We start from the raw sequence: 15,307 nt of genomic DNA, 5'->3' as shown, positions 1-15,307 counted from the left end.
CCTCAAATTGTTGTCGCGACAAGCGCTGTTGTGGCGTTGATTACCCAGCACCTTAAGCGGGTTAAAAAACCTCACCTGTATCAGCCGTAACAAAAGAATAAGGTCTGCCTCAATCGATAGGGGTAGCCCCTTACAGGCTGAGGAAATAGGCGAAAAATTTCGGAAACCTGTTTAAAGTGATAGGTCAATCAAGGCTATTGTCCCTACTTCTCCTAGCTACACTTTTGTTTGTTCCCTGTTGGTATTGCTAAACCTTTGAGAAGTGTAGCTAGCGTTACAGGAACTACTGTTTTTAACCGTCTAAGTTGCTGTTATCAAAGCCGTAAAGTCTCCAAATAGCTACGCTATGGAAAAACACTATCCTGTTCTCGTCATTGGTGGAGGACAGGCGGGCCTGTCTATAAGCTATTGCCTCAAAGAAAGGGGCATTGCCCATCTGGTATTTGAGAAGGAGAAGATTGGGCATTCCTGGCGTTCTAAACGATGGGACACCTTCTGTCTGGTAACTCCGAACTGGCAATGTATGCTGCCAGGCTTTGCTTACCAAGGAGACGACCCCAATGGGTTTATGCAGCGAGATGAGATTGTTGGCTACATCGAGGCTTACGCAGCTTCCTTTGAGCCGCTGCTTAAAGAGGGCGTTGAGGTCATGCGGGTAGGCCAAAACGGGCTAGGGATCTTTGAGGTCACAACCTCTATTGGAGATTTCACAGCCGATCAGGTCGTTGTAGCTACGGGCGGATACCACCTGCCGAAAATTCCGCGCATAGCAGAGCGGTTGCCGGATGAGCTGGTGCAGCTTCACTCCTCGGAATACCGCAATCCAGCATTGCTGCCGGAGGGAGCCGTTTTAGTGGTGGGGACTGGGCAGTCGGGTTGCCAAATTGCTGAAGATCTCCATTTAGCGGGTCGGCAGGTGCATTTGTGTGTCGGGGGTGCCCCCCGTTCCCCCAGACGATATCGGGGTAAAGATGTGGTCGATTGGCTTGATCAAATGGGCTATTATGACCTGCCCATTGATGAGCACCCCCAGAAGGAGACTCTGCGGCACCGCACCAATCACTATGTCACAGGGCGCGGGGGTGGGCGGGAAATTGATCTGCGTCAGTTTGCCCTAGAGGGGATGAAGCTGTACGGCAGGCTGAAGGAGATTCAGGATAACGGGCTGGAGTTTTGCGGCAATCTCAAGCAAAACTTAGACCAGGCTGATGCTGTCGCCGAAAGCATCAAGAAAACGATTGATGCCTTTATCGACAAGAATCAGATCGATGCGCCAACCGATCCACCCTATCGTCCGGTGTGGGAACCCGAAGAAGAAGTCTTATCCCTTGACTATCAGGTGGCCAATATTAAGACTGTGATCTGGAGTATTGGCTACGAAACTAATTTCCGTTGGGTAGAAATTCCGGTGTTTGACGGCAAGGGCTATCCCGGCCATGATCGGGGCGTTACCCCGGTTAAAGGGCTGTACTTCCTGGGTTTGCCCTGGCTCTACACCTGGGGGTCGGGCCGCTTCTCCGGCATTGCTCGTGATGCGCGCTACTTGGCCGACTATATTGTTTCGCGTCAGCGATCCAAAGCAGCCCCGCGAACGCACACCCTCGATGAGGTAGCGCTGCTCCGCGAAGTGGTGATTGGCTCCTAAACCCAGCCGCGAATCGCTGCCTGATAGACGGTCTGGTAGCGATTTTTGGCGCTCAGCTTGGCAGCACTGTTGTTGATGTGGAACTTGACTGTGCTTTCGCTGATGTGGAGTTCGCGGGCAATATCGCGATCGCGCATCCCCTGAGCCAGGAGCTTAATGATCTCTCGCTCCCGCTCCGATAGCCGCTGGCTGCTGTCTTCAATCTCTGGTGGAGCAGCCTGAAGGGGGTCGGCAGTTGTCTGTACGGGGGTGAGGGGGATGGCCTGGGGGAACGGGTTGACGTAAGGAAGTTGGAGCAAGCACTGGAGTGCTCGCCGCTGGGTACCTACCTGAAGTTCTAGGGTGCCTCCTAGACAAGTAGCCATCCACTGCAGTTCGAGAAACTGGGGTGGTGTGAGGGCAGGTGCTGTTTGAGCGGTGTCTGTAGGCAGTCCGCTTACCGTTAGGGCTATTAAAGCCTCCAGGTTCGCGCTTTGGTCGCCATAGGTGAGGCGGCAGTAGTTACAGCCAAGCTGGTTTAAGACCTCTGCCGCTCTTAAAAAGACGTGGACGACGCAGGGGGATAGAGATTGCTCTGTGCCCATGAGCATGAGCCGAGTTGAGGTGAGGACAGCTGCTAGCTGATCAGATAGGGGTAGGGCTGCGGCAGACCCGACAGGACGGCTGTTTTGTAGAACCTGCAGCGATCGCTGCGCCTGCAGTGCGGCATCGAGGGCAATGGTGGTGGTCATGCATAGCACCTGCAGCACCTCTAGAAATTCTGGAGCTAGGGGGTAATGGCTGAAGGTAGCCAGCACCCCAATGACTCGGTCTTTCACGGCTAGGGGATAGCCAGCAAAGCCCTGAATGTTGTTGGCAATAGCCCAGTCCCGGTCCTTTACCCAAGACTCTTCGGGCAGCTGGTTGCTGAGAAAGGGCACTCGGTTTTGAGCAATCTTGCCAACTTTATAGGCTCCCATCGGCACCCGGGCAAAGGAGCCGTCGGTGTGGGTGTAGAGCCCGGAGGAGGCGACTAGCCGTAGGGTCTGCTGGTCTGGCTCAACTAGCCAGATGCGGGCAAAAACGCAGTCGAACTGGTCTACTAGGGCATTGGTGACTTGGGTTGCGATCGCACCCGCATCCAGACACCCCGAAATGGCCTGCGCAATCTGACCCACTTGCTGCAGGTCAAATAAAAGGCGAGTGGAATCTAGCAACGGATGAACCAGTTCAGCCACTCAAGCCCTCGGGGAGGAAGGACAGCGATCGCAAGTACTTCCAGTTGAATATACTTTGCAGGATTGCTCTGTATCTCTCAACACAAGTCGTTGAAATAAAAAACGAGAGCATTCAGGATGCTCCCGTTCGCAGAAATGCGTTGAATTGGGGTTCGAAATACTCGAAGGCCGAGCTTGGATCCCCCTGCCCCCTTTTCCTACGCCTTTGGCGCATGCCCGTAAGGGCTATAGGGGGGCATCGAGAAACTAGCGATTCGAGTAACTGGGGGATCCTTCACGAGCATCTTAATTAACCCACCAACTCTTTCACCTTGGCCATAATGCCTGGGGAACCGATGTTTTGGTGTTCGTACTGCTCCCACAGTCCGCCGCTGCCCTCGTGGTGAGTGCCCATGTGAGCATACTTGGGTGTGTAGCCCCGCTCTAGCAGCCAGGTACCAAAGCGGCTGCCCAATCCGGTGCGACGGTTAAAGGCTTCGGTCACCAGCACAAAGGGAGCCTTGCCAATCTTGGCCATCATCTCTTCGTCTACAACGTTGAGAGTGGCCTTGTTGATCAGGCCGACATCAAGGCCTTCCTGCTTTAACCGCTCTACCGCATCCAAGGCGCGATAGACCGAGTCACCATAGGTCACGATGTAGCCTGCTGATCCTTCGCGCAGAACTTCATCTTTGCCTGGGGTGAAGGTGTAGTCACCGCCAAACAGCTCACCGCCCTCTGAGTTCAGCAGAATGGGCACCTTGGAGCGGGTAGAGAAGATAAACCGCAGACCGGGGTTGTGGAAGACAGCTTTCACGCAGGCCCGCATTTGGTTGGCATCGGCAGGGAAGTACAGGCGAGTTTCATAGCCGTCATCCAGCCCGTTGTCGGCGAACATGTTGTTCATGCCGAAGTGGCAGGTGTTGTCGGCCATGTCGTCAATCCCGGCGTGGGAGAAGTGGCACAGCAGGTTGGATCTGTTAAGCCGCGCCATCGTGATTTCAGAGATACACATCTCTAGGAAAGCGCTGAAGGTGGCAAAGATGCCCTGCTTGCCTTCGGCCATGCCAAAGCCTGCCGCTGCCGAAATGTTGCCCCGCTCCATGATGCCGCCGCTGATGAAGACTTCGGGGTGAGCCTTGCGGATCTGGGTAAGGCCGCAGGAGCCCTCCAGGTCGCTATCGACCACCAGAACGTTGTTCTTGCGGTCTTCTTCGCTCATGGTGCCGAGGACTTCGACCACCGCTTCACCAAAGACGTTGCGGTTAGAGCCTTGCTTGTCGCTAGCACCCAGGAAGGTGTAATCATTCTTGCGTCCGGAAATGCCCTTGAGAATTTCTACCGCTTCAGTCAAGCCCTTGGATTCTAGGTACTGAATCGCACCCTTCACCGAAATCACATCGTGACCGTGGTTAGAGCCTTCTAGCCCTTCAATGCCGGGGCACATGGGGCGCTTGTTGATCACGGCAACGGGGCCAGGGGTGTTGATCGCTTCGCAAATGCGAGTATAGAGGCCATCGACATCTTCGCCGTCGCCCTCTAGCACCTTCAGACCGTGGCCTTCCAGGGTTTTGCGAACGTTGAAACCGCCCAGGTACTCCGACGGGTGACCGGCAATGGTGACATCGTTATCGTCGATCAGCAGTTTGACGTTGATGTGCTGAGCCACCGCTAGACGGGCTGCTTCGGCATCGTTGCCTTCCTGCTGAGCACCATCGGAGCCAAGGCAGAAGGCAGTTTTGCCGGGGTTTGCCAGGGCGACGCCGTTGACGTAGGGCCACATGTGGCCCAGCCGCCCAGAACTAAACTTCACACCGGGGGTGAGGCCGAGTTCGGGGTGTCCGGGGAGATCGTGGTGGGCTTCCCGGTAGTGCATGAGCTGTTCGGCGGGGATATCTCCAGCTAAGGCTGCCATTAGGTACTGGGTGCCAACGCGGTGTCCTGCCTCATCAAAGTAGATGGGCACGTAGGCATCAGGCTTGCCCCGGAACAGCGCATCTAAAATCACCACTTCGGGCACAGTGTCGTAGGGGCCGCCGGTATGACCGCCAACGCCTCTGGCTGCTCCCGTTGCTGTGAAGAACACGATCGCATCGCGGCAGAGCTGAATGTTGGCCTTGAGAGCATTCCGCTGCTCGTCGGTGAGGGTGGGGTTTGACGCATCGAGGGAGATCCGCTGGTATGCGCCCAGATCAATGGGAAAACTCGTCATGGTGTCGGTGTCCTATCGGCTGGCTACAGAAGGTAAAAATATAGGGGCAAACGATTTTGCCAGGAAAACGGCCCAGCTCATTAATACAGGGTATTAATATCTGCCTACCTCTATCCTTAAATATTCTGTGATGCTTGTGAAGCAATTCAGTAAGAGCAGGTTAAAAGTTACCTGCTTGCTGCCTGATCCCGAGCAAACGCGGCAGCGTACCGGGGATCAGCGCCTTGTTTGTGCGATCGCACTTCCTCACCAATAAGCACGCCTTATTGACCCATACTCGGTAGCGGCGGTAACGAATTGAGAATTGGGTGCGGTGGTCATTAGCCCAAATGTATCGCTATGGATTGGCGGTCGAGCGGAGCGTGAGAATTCAGCGATTTATCTCCAGCTAGACCAGAGGGATTATTTGCGATCGCAGCGGGCACATTTTGACAAAACCTGAGTCTAAACTCATGGAAAACAATTTGCCCCACTTTAGAGCTTTTCCCTTAAGCCAGCAGAATTCTACCTACTGTCCCTTGATTTACTGTGCATTTGTTGAGCTGGAAAGTGTATTTGAAAGCGTTGTCCAAAATGCTCTGAAGTGATATCATCCTGTATCAGCGCGTCCCAGTTTTTCCAAAAGCGTTAGGACCAGAGCATTAGGATGCAGTCTCATCCCATTAAGTTTTTCGCAACTTCCCTGGGCAACTGGTTCATGATTGAAATTGCCCAGATCTTTATAGAGGGCATTAGGCAGTCTGGCATAGAGGCAGAACTGCTGATTGACGTTCTTCCTTCAAAAACCGATAAATCTCCCCAGGTTATCGTCGCTCCCCATGAGTTTTATCCCTTGTTTTTCGAGGAAGAAAAGAGCGACGATGAGATTATTGATCTTACTCAATCGGTCTATTTCTTAACCGTAGAGCAACCGGGCAGTAGCTGGTTTGAAATTGCCTATAACTATGCCCGCTACACCCGAGGCGTATTTGATATTAACGCTCAGGGTGTTTCAGAATTTAAGCAGCGTGGTATTGAAGCTGTTTATGCTCCGCTAGGGTTAAGCCCTTGCCTGGAACTAAAAGGACATTGTGCTGAGACCAAAAGCCAGGAAATCGACCTGCTCTTTATGGGAGTTTGGTCTAATAAAAGAGAGCGTTTTATCTCCAAGTACGCCAGCTTTTTCAATGCCTTTCGCTCCCAGCTGATCATCACGCGCCTAGAAAAACCTAGGTCAGTCAATACTCCCGGTTTTTATACCGGCAAAGCGCGCAATGAGCTGTTAGCTTCTAGCAAAATTCTGGTGAATGTTCATTCCAGCGATCGCACCTATCTGGAATGGCACCGAGTGCTGGTAGCGCTGGCAAATCGCTGCTTAGTAGTCTCAGAAACAAGCGAGGCCATCGAGCCATTGGTGAGCGGTCAGCATTTTATAATGTGCGATCTAGACGAAATCCCGGCGGCTTGTGAGTACTACCTCAAACACGAAGAAGAAAGACTCTCGATTGTTAATCGAGCTTACGAGTTCTTGAAGCGCGAACATACCTCAGCCCTGCTGGCAGCTCCCCTGCTGGAAAAATTTGCAGTTAAATCCCCAGTGATATGCAATCTATCGAACTAGCCAGAATTGCGGTCATGAATCGGGTAGAGCTTTCCAAGCTCTCCGAAAGTCTGGGTAAAAATCCCTGGCAGGTAGCCTCGAACTCGGCCTACGAAGCTCAGACTGCTCCCACTGTAACCGTGATCGTGACGTTATTTAACTACGCTAACTACATCACGGGCTGTCTCGACAGTGTCTGCGCTGCCATTACAGAGAATCTACCGGGCGGGCTAGAGATTTTAGTGATTGATGATTGCTCCTCAGATAACTCGATTCAGGTGACTGAGGACTATCTAAACCAGCGATCTGATGTGCCTATTGCGCTCGTAAAAAAGCTGTTCAATACGGGGTTGGCCGATGCTCGTAACTTGGGCTTGAAGTTGGCCCGAGCCCCTTATGTCTTTATTTTAGATGCCGACAACTGGATCTATCCTAACTGCCTCAGCGTTTTGTATGGTGCGATCGCAGAGTCTGACTATACAGCTGCCTACGGCATCATCAATCGCTTTGATAGCGAAACTGGGGAGGGAATTGGGCTGCTTTCCTTCTATGAATGGAGCATTCCAGATCTGCTTCACGGCAACTACATTGATGCGATGGCCATGCTCAAGCGGGATGTACTGCTAAGCCTGGGCGGGTACTCAACAGAACTGATTCAGTACGGATGGTTTGGTTGGGAAGATTACGACATGTGGCTGAAGCTGGCTAACGCCCAGCAACCCGTCAAGCTGGTGCCTCAAGTGCTCAGCGCCTACCGGGTACATTCCCAGTCCATGATCAACACCACCAATCTCTATATTCAGTTTCTGGCTAAATACTTCAAGAAGAAATTCTCAAGCTTAGTCGAGGAATTCCATAATTCAAGCCTCTTATTTGGACAGCCTCTGGAGCAGAGCCCGGAGAACAACCCGGCGACTCTAGCCGATTTATTACAGCACCTTCAGGTCGAGAATCAAAGACTGCTGGTAGAAAATCAAAGGCTACAGTTGGAGAACCAGCAGCTCAAGCAACTAGCAGTCGGTATTTGAAAAAATCTTGACTTGGGAACTCCTACTGAAGGCAGATTTTCTATGGCAAAATCCAGCCTAGTTTGGAGTGCAGTGTTTACTGTCAGGCTATGGCTGTCGATCAGCTGAAAACGGCAAACAGCGGTCTATTAATAGCGGCTGGCATCACCCTAGGAATTGGTCAGGCTGGTTTTTTTGATGGCATTGTGATCCATCAGCTGCTGCAGTGGCATCACATGTTTTCCAGTGTCGAAACAGATGCTACCGTCGCCGGTCTGGAGCTCAATACGTTTGGAGATGGGCTCTTTCACTTGTTTGACTGGCTGATGACGCTGCTGGGCATTTTTCTGCTCTGGCAGGTGGCTAAGCGGGACGAAGTTGTCCGCTCTACTCCATTATTTGTAGGGGCACTGCTGCTAGGGTTTGGCCTTTTTAATATTTTTGAGGGGATGATTGACCACCATCTCCTCGGCATTCACCACGTCAAGTCGGGCCCCTACGAAGCCACCTACGACATCGGGTTTTTAGTGATCAGTGGGTTAATTGCTATATCGGGCTGGCTTTTAATGCGGCAGCCTCATCAAGAGCAGGTGTAGAGCTTAGGAGATTAATTCAGTCGCAGTCCTTGCTGCCCCAAGTGCTCCTGGAGCGGACTCATTTGACCGCTGGGAATAATCTCTGCCGGGGCAAGGGTACTGTCTTGCCGAACTAACCAGCCTGCGGTGGCTCCGGCGGCAGCGCCAATCTGCCATTCGTTGTAGTGAATGCGGGTGACTGCATTAGCGATGTGCGTCACTGCTAGCGCTTTACCCCCGATCAGTAGGTTTTCCACCCCCTGAGGAACCAGGCTCTCAAGCGGAACCTGCAGAGGCCTCACTTGGGGTTCTTCAGCGGGAGCACTAACGGCTTCTCCTGAGGGCAGCCAGTTGCGGTAGCGACAGCCGTGAATGTCAATGGCGTAGTGAACTAGGCCCACCGCGGAAGGGCCGAAGCTGCGCTGATTGGGGAAGTCGTAGCGCAGGTCATTCTCCCGGATCTGGAACTCCTCTTGATTGTAAGAAGGGCGGCCAACAATGCGCCGCCCTTCTCGAAAATAGGGCACCATGCTGAGGCCGGAAAGGGTGCCCATAGGGCTGTCAGGGCCATAGAGATAGGCCAAGGGATATTCGGGTGTGGCCTGGGTCTCCATCAGCCAGCGGGCAAATTTGAGGGCATGTTCTTCGCCAAACTTGAGGGCCGACTGAGACAAACCTCCCATCCAGTTCTGGTATTGCCCCGAGTCAGCCAGTTCCTGATCCTGCAGGATCAGGGGCGGATTCATCCAGTTCCAGTCATTGCCCCGGTTCCAGTTGATCATGGAGATGTCGCCCAGAGCTGGAGTGCCGTAATAGGGGTTATTGCGGCTATGGCTGACAATGCGGCGATAGTGAAAAACGCTCTTTTCCTGGAACATAGGAAAGCCTTCCAGGTCATACTCCGCCTGATGTTCGTGGAGGGCGAAGGTGGTTTTAAGGCGTGAGAGCGTCGCTAGGCTGTCTCCGCCGTCATCGTGAATTGCGATCGCAAATGGATAGGTAAAGGCTTGAGTACACTGCGGATTGTCAAACCGAGCCCCGTGAACTTCGCCCGTAGTCCGGTTCGACTCCGAGCCAACCCGATAAGGCACCCTGGCCCAAGCAACCAGCTCTCCTGTATCGGTGGCATCAATTACCAGCATCTGCTTACCAGGCGGGGGCTGTAGCCGAATGGGCACCCGATCGAAGGTATCTGTGGGCGACCAGCTATACCACTCAGCCAGCTCTTCGGAGAGCCGTCCCTTGGGCAGGTAGTTGGGATCTTTAGGAGTTCGCTTGACCGCATGGAGGGCTGTAATCGTCTGCCCTGTGGTGTCAAAAGTCGCTCCTTTAAATGCGATCGCACTGCCCCACCGGCTGCCGGGAGCTTCTGCCGCAAAGCTCTGCAGCAGTTCTTCTGCGGCAGTCGCTCCAGCCTTAGGCGGAAAACACAGAGTGCCGACCCAGCACTGGTTAATGTCAGCTACCTGCCGATTTAAAGCGCCAGGGCTCCAGTCGGGCAGCTGAACTGGCTGCCGCTCCAGCAAATTTCTAAAGCGAACCCAACTGTTAGAAAAATTTTGCTGTCGCCGCATCAGGAGCGACTCGTCTAGAGCCGAGACGCCCTGAGAGCTGATTTGCCCTCCCAGCCACGGAGCGGCTTCAATCAGGCAGATCTGGGCTCCCGACTGCATAGCGTGAGCGGCAGCGGCAATCCCTCCTAAAGACCCGCCAACGACTGCCACTTCGCACTCCCACACCTCCTGCGCGGCCGGTAAGGGATGGAGCCGAGGCCGACCGTTGAACTGGAGCGGTTGGGCGATGCCCTGTCCTAGTGTCAAGGCGGGCTCTAGATCAGCCGTTTTAGGATCGATAGACTGAGTATTTTTGGGAGCGAGTCGGTAGGCGGCCAATCCCGCCAACATGCCGACGCCAAACGTGCTCAGCCCCAGCACCGTCAAGTATTTTTGCAGTAAACGCCGTTTAGAACCCCTCACGCTTCCCCATCCATATGATCTCTGTTCATGCCTGCCCGATGCCTGCCACGTGTTTTACCACAGCCTGCCCTTAAGCATTCGTTTTTTTATCAAAAGGATTGATTTTGGAAGATCAGAGGCCTCAACAGAGGGGTGAAGGCAGGCAGAACCGGCTTGAGACGCCTGAGACCCGAGACCTGATAAAGTAGCCATGTATGCCAGGGTACTGCTCATCGATGAACCCCGATTCAACTCAATCTAGCCTTCAATCTATAGTCTCCCAAGCGGCCCCCTCTGTTCCCAATGATGAGCCCGCCCTGCTCACCGTCGAAGATGTCCAAAAGCAGCTGAAGCGTTCGCGAGCCTCAGTTTACCGCTACGCCAACACCGACTCCGAACTGCTCAACCCCCCTTTTGATCCCCAAAAGCTCAATCCCGAAGTTCGCACTAACCGAGAGGATCCCCTGCTGTTTCACCCCAAAGAAGTGAGGCGATTTGCCCGCGATGTCTTGGGGCTAAACCCGACAATTGAAGTACAAACGCCCCCTGAAACCGTCACTCAAGAGCTGCTGCGGGCCATCCTATTAGAGCTTCAGAGCATCCATGAGCTGCTAAAATCTCGCTCTTGAGAAATACAAAGTTGTTCGGTTTTTACGGTGCCACTCCGGGTAGGAGATGCTAGGGTTGAAGGTGAAATATTAGGTTTTCATGAAGTGGTTTTGGCCACTTTGTTGCCCTGAAGACAGCCAGCCGTTGGAAGAACCTTAAGATTGTTTGATAAGGTAGGCGTCGGGTTTTGCTCCCTGAGTTAGTCTGGGGCACACCCACAGCCCTTGGCTTTGGAGTTGGCGTCTCAACGGGTTATTGCTCTCAACTATTTTTGTATGGAATCTGCCAGTCAATCTGACAACCCTCCGCAAGAACCTCCTAGTCGTTCGTCTAGTTTGCTCGGAATAGTGGTTGCGCTTTTGACGTTAACATTGCCCATTTTTGCGATCGCGCACTTTTCCTCTGCCCAAATCGATGCCCTAGAACCGCCTCCGGCAGCTTTTAGCCAGCCTCGACGAGAGTAGCAACTGCTGACCCCGGGCCTTTAGAGACCACTTGCAGGTTTTGCGGCAGAGTTTAAGTCTAGGCACTTGGTGGATAGGGCAGCTTTTGCTGCCCACTGCCAGATCCTCTTTAAAGGGTCGGTGTTACTTGGGCTGTCTGCCTTGAAGGGCAGGGGTCAATTCCTCGTACAATGCTAAGTGTCAAAGGCTGGGCCAAACGGCAGAGACTCCCCGAAAAAGCGATTTCTCGAGGTTCTTCTGATCGGCTGTCTAAGTCGGTCCTGCGGTCTGTTGGCCTGCCTTGACTTGTGTCTTGGATGAATCAACTTGGAGAAGCGTTGTGGATCTTTCTAGAATTCCTGCTCAGCCTAAACCTGGGCTACTAAACGTGCTGATCGAAATCCCAGGCGGCAGCAAGAATAAGTACGAATTTGACAAGGATATGAATGCCTTTGCTCTAGACCGGGTCTTGTTTGCCTCGGTTCAGTACCCCTACGACTATGGGTTCGTGCCCAACACCCTAGCCGATGATGGGGACCCGCTCGATGGTATGGTCATTATGGATCAGCCGACCTTTCCGGGCTGCGTCATTACAGCCCGCCCCATTGGGATGCTGGAGATGATTGACGGCGGCGATCGCGACGAGAAAATTCTTTGCGTGCCTGCTGCTGATCCGCGCTATACCCAAGTCAAGACCCTAGACGACGTTGCCCCCCATCGCCTAGATGAGATTGCCGAGTTTTTCCGGACTTACAAGAATCTAGAGAAAAAGGTGACCGAAATCCTGGGCTGGAAGAATGTGGAGCACGTTAATCCCCTGGTAGAAGCTTGTGTGGCAGCAGGTCAAAAGTAGTTCGGCTTAAAGCAGCGTTTGATTCCAGGGTTGGGTACTCTTAAAGCTAGGATCTGTCATCAGAGCCCTAAATTTAAAGTGCGTTCTACAAGCTCTAACCGCTTGAGGGCCGGGCATTCTAGCCGAAACCGTGGCGGGTTTTACTAGAAATGTCTTGCCCTTTTTAACGGCAATCGTCCCGACCCGTGGCAGCGTTGCTGAATATACGAAATATCAGTAGTCTATTGATCTAGCTGTTGTCCATTACGGGTGTTGAGTTCCCTAGGCCCTTACGGCTTACTCAAGGGGCTGGTAGCCGCTAACTCTAGCCAATTCACTTGCTGCCTCTAAAGATGCAAGGGCATTTACGCTAACTTGTGATCTTCCACCCCCACTCGACCTGCCTGCTAGGAAATGACTGAGTCTGAAATCGCACCCTTAAAAGAGAATAAATCTGCAGTGGTCTTTGACAAAGAGACCAGGGATTTAGAAGTTCCTGGCGGTTTTACAGCTCGCTTTTGGGGAGTGCGTGGCAGTGTTCCAACTCCCGGTGCAGATACCCTCAAATATGGCGGCAACACGTCCTGTGTCGAAGTTTTAGTGGGCGGGCAACGCCTTATCTTTGACGGCGGTACGGGCCTACGAAGCCTGGGTAAGCACCTTGCCCGACAGCCTTCGGACGTGGAGGCTCGAATTTTCTTCACCCATACTCACTGGGATCGAATTCAGGGATTCCCTTTTTTCCTACCTGCTTTTAAGACGGGCAACTCGTTCCATATCTACGGGGCCCCTGCCCACAACGGCGCTTCTATTAAACAGTCCTTGACTGAGCAAATGCTGCGGCCCAACTTCTTTACTCCGCTTCAGCAGATGCAGGCCCAGCTTGTTTTCCACAATATCAATGCAGGCAGCGTTATTCCTTTAGCCGAAGTGGTAATAGAGACGATTGGCCTGAATCACTGTACGGGTGCTTTGGGGTATCGGGTCTCCTGGCAAGGCCATTCGCTGGTATATGCAACTGATACTGACCATAGCCAGCATCGGGTTGACCCTAATTTGATGTATTTGGCGGCTGGGGCAGATGTTTTGATTTTAGATGGCACCTACGCTGACCCTGATTACTATGGTCACGGAGCTCAAGGTGTTGTGCCTTGGGAGGTTGGGGTTGAAACGGCCAAGAGTGCCAACGTCAAAGAACTGATCCTGTTTCACCACGATCCTCGCCACGACGATGACTGCTTGGATCAGTTAGAGCTTAAGATTCAAGGCCATTTTCCCAATGCCTATTTGGCCCGTGAAGGTATGGTTTTGAAGGTGGTTTAGTTTAAGGCAGAAGGAGAAAAGCAGAGGGCAGAAGGAAAGCTTAAGGCTTCACCTAAGCAGGCAGGCAGTGGGGTGCCTTGGCTCTACTAGTGTCAATCTTCTCCTGCTTAAGCTACAGTAGGCCCGATACACTCTGCACCTTTTGACTGTGAACAAGGCATTTTTTCTGAGCGTCGCTGTTGTGTTTGGGGTTGTTGGGGGCGTTGCTGCCTATTCGTGGACTCGGGCGACTCATCTGCCTACTTGGTACACTGCAGCGAGCCAGCCTCTGCCTGAGCAGGTTGGCACTGCCAATGACCTGCTGGTCAGCAAAATGGTTACAACCGACTCCGCTGACGCGCCTCTATCTATTACGCTCACCGAGGCTGAGGTCAATCAGGTGGTGCTGGGTGCGATCGCACAGGAGCCCAGCACCGCCCAGCTTCTAGAAGCCGCCAAAGGGATTAATACTTCTCTAGAAAATAATCAGATTGAGAGCGGCATGGTAGTCAACCTATCTGATATTCCTCCAGGTGCCCTACCGGCCCAGGGTCAGCAGGCCCTCTCGCAGCTGACCCAAAGATTTCCGGTTCTTGCCGATCGCGATATTTATATCGGGGTCAAAGGCAGCCCCCGAATAGACGCGGGCCGCTTGGTGCTAGATGAGAATACGGTTGTTACGATTGGGCGCTTTCAACTCCCGCTGGCCGAACTGGCTAGTCAAGTAGGGCTATCTCAAGAGCAGCTAGAGGCACAGCTAGGCCAAGCACTGGCCCAAAGCGGCATTACCCTACAAGATATCCAGATTCAAGAAGGCCAGCTAGTCATCAGCGGAGCATCGCAGTAGGCTGCCTCCCTAGGTAGGCTGTAGCAGGTCGCCACGCACCCAGCCAGTTTGCCCGTTGTAAAGCACCTGATACCAGATAAAGCCGTCGCGGAGGCTGCCCACCCGATCTAGCACGTCAACAAATTCCCGGCGAGGTACGGTCGTAATCACATTGCTACCTCCATTAGGACTTTGGCGAAGATTGGCATAACGTGAGGCTAAGACAATAGCTCCAGTCCCTGGGGCAAAGTTGTTGCCCTGGAAGTCTGTTTCTCCCGAAGGTACCCCCACAACGGTGCTGCTGCCGGGCTCGCTTAAGATGACTTCTCCATCAGCAGCCACAATCTCGAGTTCAGCTTCGCCCCGAATGGTGACTCGAGCCATCCGATCTACCTCTCCCAGACTGTTTTTATACACTGTCTGATCGCGAGTGCTGGGTACCAGTTCTGCGGGGGTGCTGTTGACCTCAACCACGTCTGTTCTACGGTTGTAGAGGTTCATAAATAGGTCACTGCCGCGCCGATAGATGCGCACCGCCCTACTAGCGGTTTCGAAGTACAGCACGGTTTCAGTGATAGATTCTTGGGCCAGCAGAAGCTCAGTCCTGCCCAAGTTTGAGGTCGCAGGGGGAGCTGTGGTTGCAGCGAGGACGGAACCTAGGGGCAGCATGATCACAGCGGGAATGGCTATTAGCCACGCCGTTTTTAGTTTGACGAAAGCGTTGGAGTTCAAGGGGGCTGACATAGGGCTGCACTTTGCTGTCGAGTCTATTTGTGGGAAATGGTCTTAGGCAAGACCCAAGACCTACAGCAAAACCATACTGTAAAACCACAGGCTAAACCAGAGAGAGCTTCACTTTGTTAGGCAAGCGGCCCAAGTCAAACAAATTGTCACTGCGCTACTTGCTTTTTGTGGACTGTGAAGCGCAGCAGTCTTTTGGTAAGTAGGTAGCCAGAACTAGTCATTGCGAGCAAAGCGTATAAGCCAAGAGGCTAAGGGTTGTGGGGTTAATTTTTCTATATAAATACCACGACTTAAAACAGCAATTTACTCCAATTAGAGTTAAGAAAATACGTTTCTATGCAAAGTCTTTGTGAAGCATGCAGATATCACTTCAGCCGAAGTT

General features: G+C 52.9%; 12 protein-coding genes. 8 read left to right on the top strand and 4 right to left on the bottom strand.

The features are described from left to right. Positions 1-346 precede the first annotated feature (346 nt). Positions 347-1,645, top strand: coding sequence for an MSMEG_0569 family flavin-dependent oxidoreductase (locus tag H6G13_RS08200; RefSeq protein WP_190482636.1), 1,299 nt, complete (start codon positions 347-349; stop codon positions 1,643-1,645). Here H6G13_RS08200 and H6G13_RS08195 read toward each other — a convergent pair. Beyond that, on the bottom strand, positions 1,642-2,841 hold the full coding sequence (locus H6G13_RS08195) for a LuxR C-terminal-related transcriptional regulator (protein WP_190482946.1): 1,200 nt from the start codon (positions 2,839-2,841) through the stop codon (positions 1,642-1,644). The two genes, H6G13_RS08200 and H6G13_RS08195, sit on opposite strands and share 4 nt — an antisense overlap. Before the next feature lie 310 nt (positions 2,842-3,151). Then, on the bottom strand, positions 3,152-5,053 hold the full coding sequence (locus H6G13_RS08190) for a transketolase C-terminal domain-containing protein (protein ID WP_190482635.1): 1,902 nt from the start codon (positions 5,051-5,053) through the stop codon (positions 3,152-3,154). A 646-nt stretch (positions 5,054-5,699) separates the two neighbouring features. Between H6G13_RS08190 and H6G13_RS08185 the strand changes: the two genes are divergently transcribed. From H6G13_RS08185 to H6G13_RS08175, 3 genes are all read left to right on the top strand, one after another. Continuing rightward, a complete protein-coding gene (locus H6G13_RS08185) occupies positions 5,700-6,653 on the top strand; it encodes a glycosyltransferase (protein WP_190482634.1) in 954 nt (317 codons plus the stop codon). Further along, positions 6,635-7,660 carry a glycosyltransferase family 2 protein gene (locus H6G13_RS08180; RefSeq protein WP_190482633.1) on the top strand — a complete coding sequence of 342 codons (1,026 nt, stop codon included), beginning with the start codon at positions 6,635-6,637 and terminating at the stop codon, positions 7,658-7,660. The genes H6G13_RS08185 and H6G13_RS08180 overlap by 19 nt, the downstream gene beginning before the upstream one ends. Before the next feature lie 89 nt (positions 7,661-7,749). After that, positions 7,750-8,235, top strand: a complete 486-nt coding sequence (locus H6G13_RS08175) for a DUF2243 domain-containing protein (protein ID WP_190482632.1) — start codon at positions 7,750-7,752, stop codon at positions 8,233-8,235. A gap of 11 nt (positions 8,236-8,246) precedes the next feature. Here the strand turns inward: H6G13_RS08175 and H6G13_RS08170 are convergent, their stop codons facing one another. Next, a complete protein-coding gene (locus H6G13_RS08170) occupies positions 8,247-10,190 on the bottom strand; it encodes an FAD-dependent oxidoreductase (RefSeq protein ID WP_347277444.1) in 1,944 nt (647 codons plus the stop codon). Between the two features lie 215 nt (positions 10,191-10,405). Here H6G13_RS08170 and H6G13_RS08165 point away from each other — a divergent pair, with 215 nt between their 5' ends. The 4 genes from H6G13_RS08165 (at position 10,406) to H6G13_RS08145 (ending at position 14,202) form a co-directional block, all read left to right on the top strand. Continuing rightward, positions 10,406-10,798 (top strand): resolvase, encoded by a 393-nt coding sequence (locus H6G13_RS08165; protein WP_242028190.1) that lies wholly within the window; start codon positions 10,406-10,408, stop codon positions 10,796-10,798. A gap of 763 nt (positions 10,799-11,561) precedes the next feature. Next, a complete protein-coding gene (locus tag H6G13_RS08155) occupies positions 11,562-12,074 on the top strand; it encodes an inorganic diphosphatase (protein WP_190482630.1) in 513 nt (170 codons plus the stop codon). 393 nt (positions 12,075-12,467) lie between these two features. Continuing rightward, complete coding sequence (locus H6G13_RS08150) at positions 12,468-13,376, top strand: MBL fold metallo-hydrolase (RefSeq protein ID WP_190482629.1); 909 nt, start codon at positions 12,468-12,470, stop codon at positions 13,374-13,376. A 148-nt stretch (positions 13,377-13,524) separates the two neighbouring features. Next, the gene (locus tag H6G13_RS08145; RefSeq protein WP_190482628.1) at positions 13,525-14,202 is read left to right on the top strand and encodes a hypothetical protein; all 678 of its coding nucleotides are present in this window, start codon (positions 13,525-13,527) and stop codon (positions 14,200-14,202) included. Between the two features lie 9 nt (positions 14,203-14,211). On the opposite strand, the gene H6G13_RS08140 is transcribed toward H6G13_RS08145, so the two are convergent. After that, complete coding sequence (locus H6G13_RS08140) at positions 14,212-14,925, bottom strand: SH3 domain-containing protein (protein ID WP_190482627.1); 714 nt, start codon at positions 14,923-14,925, stop codon at positions 14,212-14,214. Between the last annotated feature and the right edge of the window lie 382 nt (positions 14,926-15,307).

Origin of the sequence: Pseudanabaena sp. FACHB-2040 (genome assembly GCF_014696715.1) — a bacterium.
Lineage (GTDB): Bacteria > Cyanobacteriota > Cyanobacteriia > Phormidesmidales > Phormidesmidaceae > JACVSF01.
The sequence above is the reverse complement of the archived record's forward strand: the minus strand, read 5'-3'. Positions and strand labels throughout refer to the sequence as shown.

What these genes read in the sequence shown, in the direction of transcription:
- H6G13_RS08200 (WP_190482636.1), top strand. Translation starts at nt 347, where the DNA reads ATGGAAAAACACTATCCTGTTCTCGTCATTGGTGGAGGACAGGCGGGC.
- H6G13_RS08190 (WP_190482635.1), bottom strand. Translation starts at nt 5,053, where the DNA reads ATGACGAGTTTTCCCATTGATCTGGGCGCATACCAGCGGATCTCCCTC.
- H6G13_RS08185 (WP_190482634.1), top strand. Translation starts at nt 5,700, where the DNA reads ATGCAGTCTCATCCCATTAAGTTTTTCGCAACTTCCCTGGGCAACTGG.
- H6G13_RS08180 (WP_190482633.1), top strand. Translation starts at nt 6,635, where the DNA reads ATGCAATCTATCGAACTAGCCAGAATTGCGGTCATGAATCGGGTAGAG.
- H6G13_RS08175 (WP_190482632.1), top strand. Translation starts at nt 7,750, where the DNA reads ATGGCTGTCGATCAGCTGAAAACGGCAAACAGCGGTCTATTAATAGCG.
- H6G13_RS08165 (WP_242028190.1), top strand. Translation starts at nt 10,406, where the DNA reads ATGAACCCCGATTCAACTCAATCTAGCCTTCAATCTATAGTCTCCCAA.
- H6G13_RS08150 (WP_190482629.1), top strand. Translation starts at nt 12,468, where the DNA reads ATGACTGAGTCTGAAATCGCACCCTTAAAAGAGAATAAATCTGCAGTG.
- H6G13_RS08140 (WP_190482627.1), bottom strand. Translation starts at nt 14,925, where the DNA reads ATGTCAGCCCCCTTGAACTCCAACGCTTTCGTCAAACTAAAAACGGCG.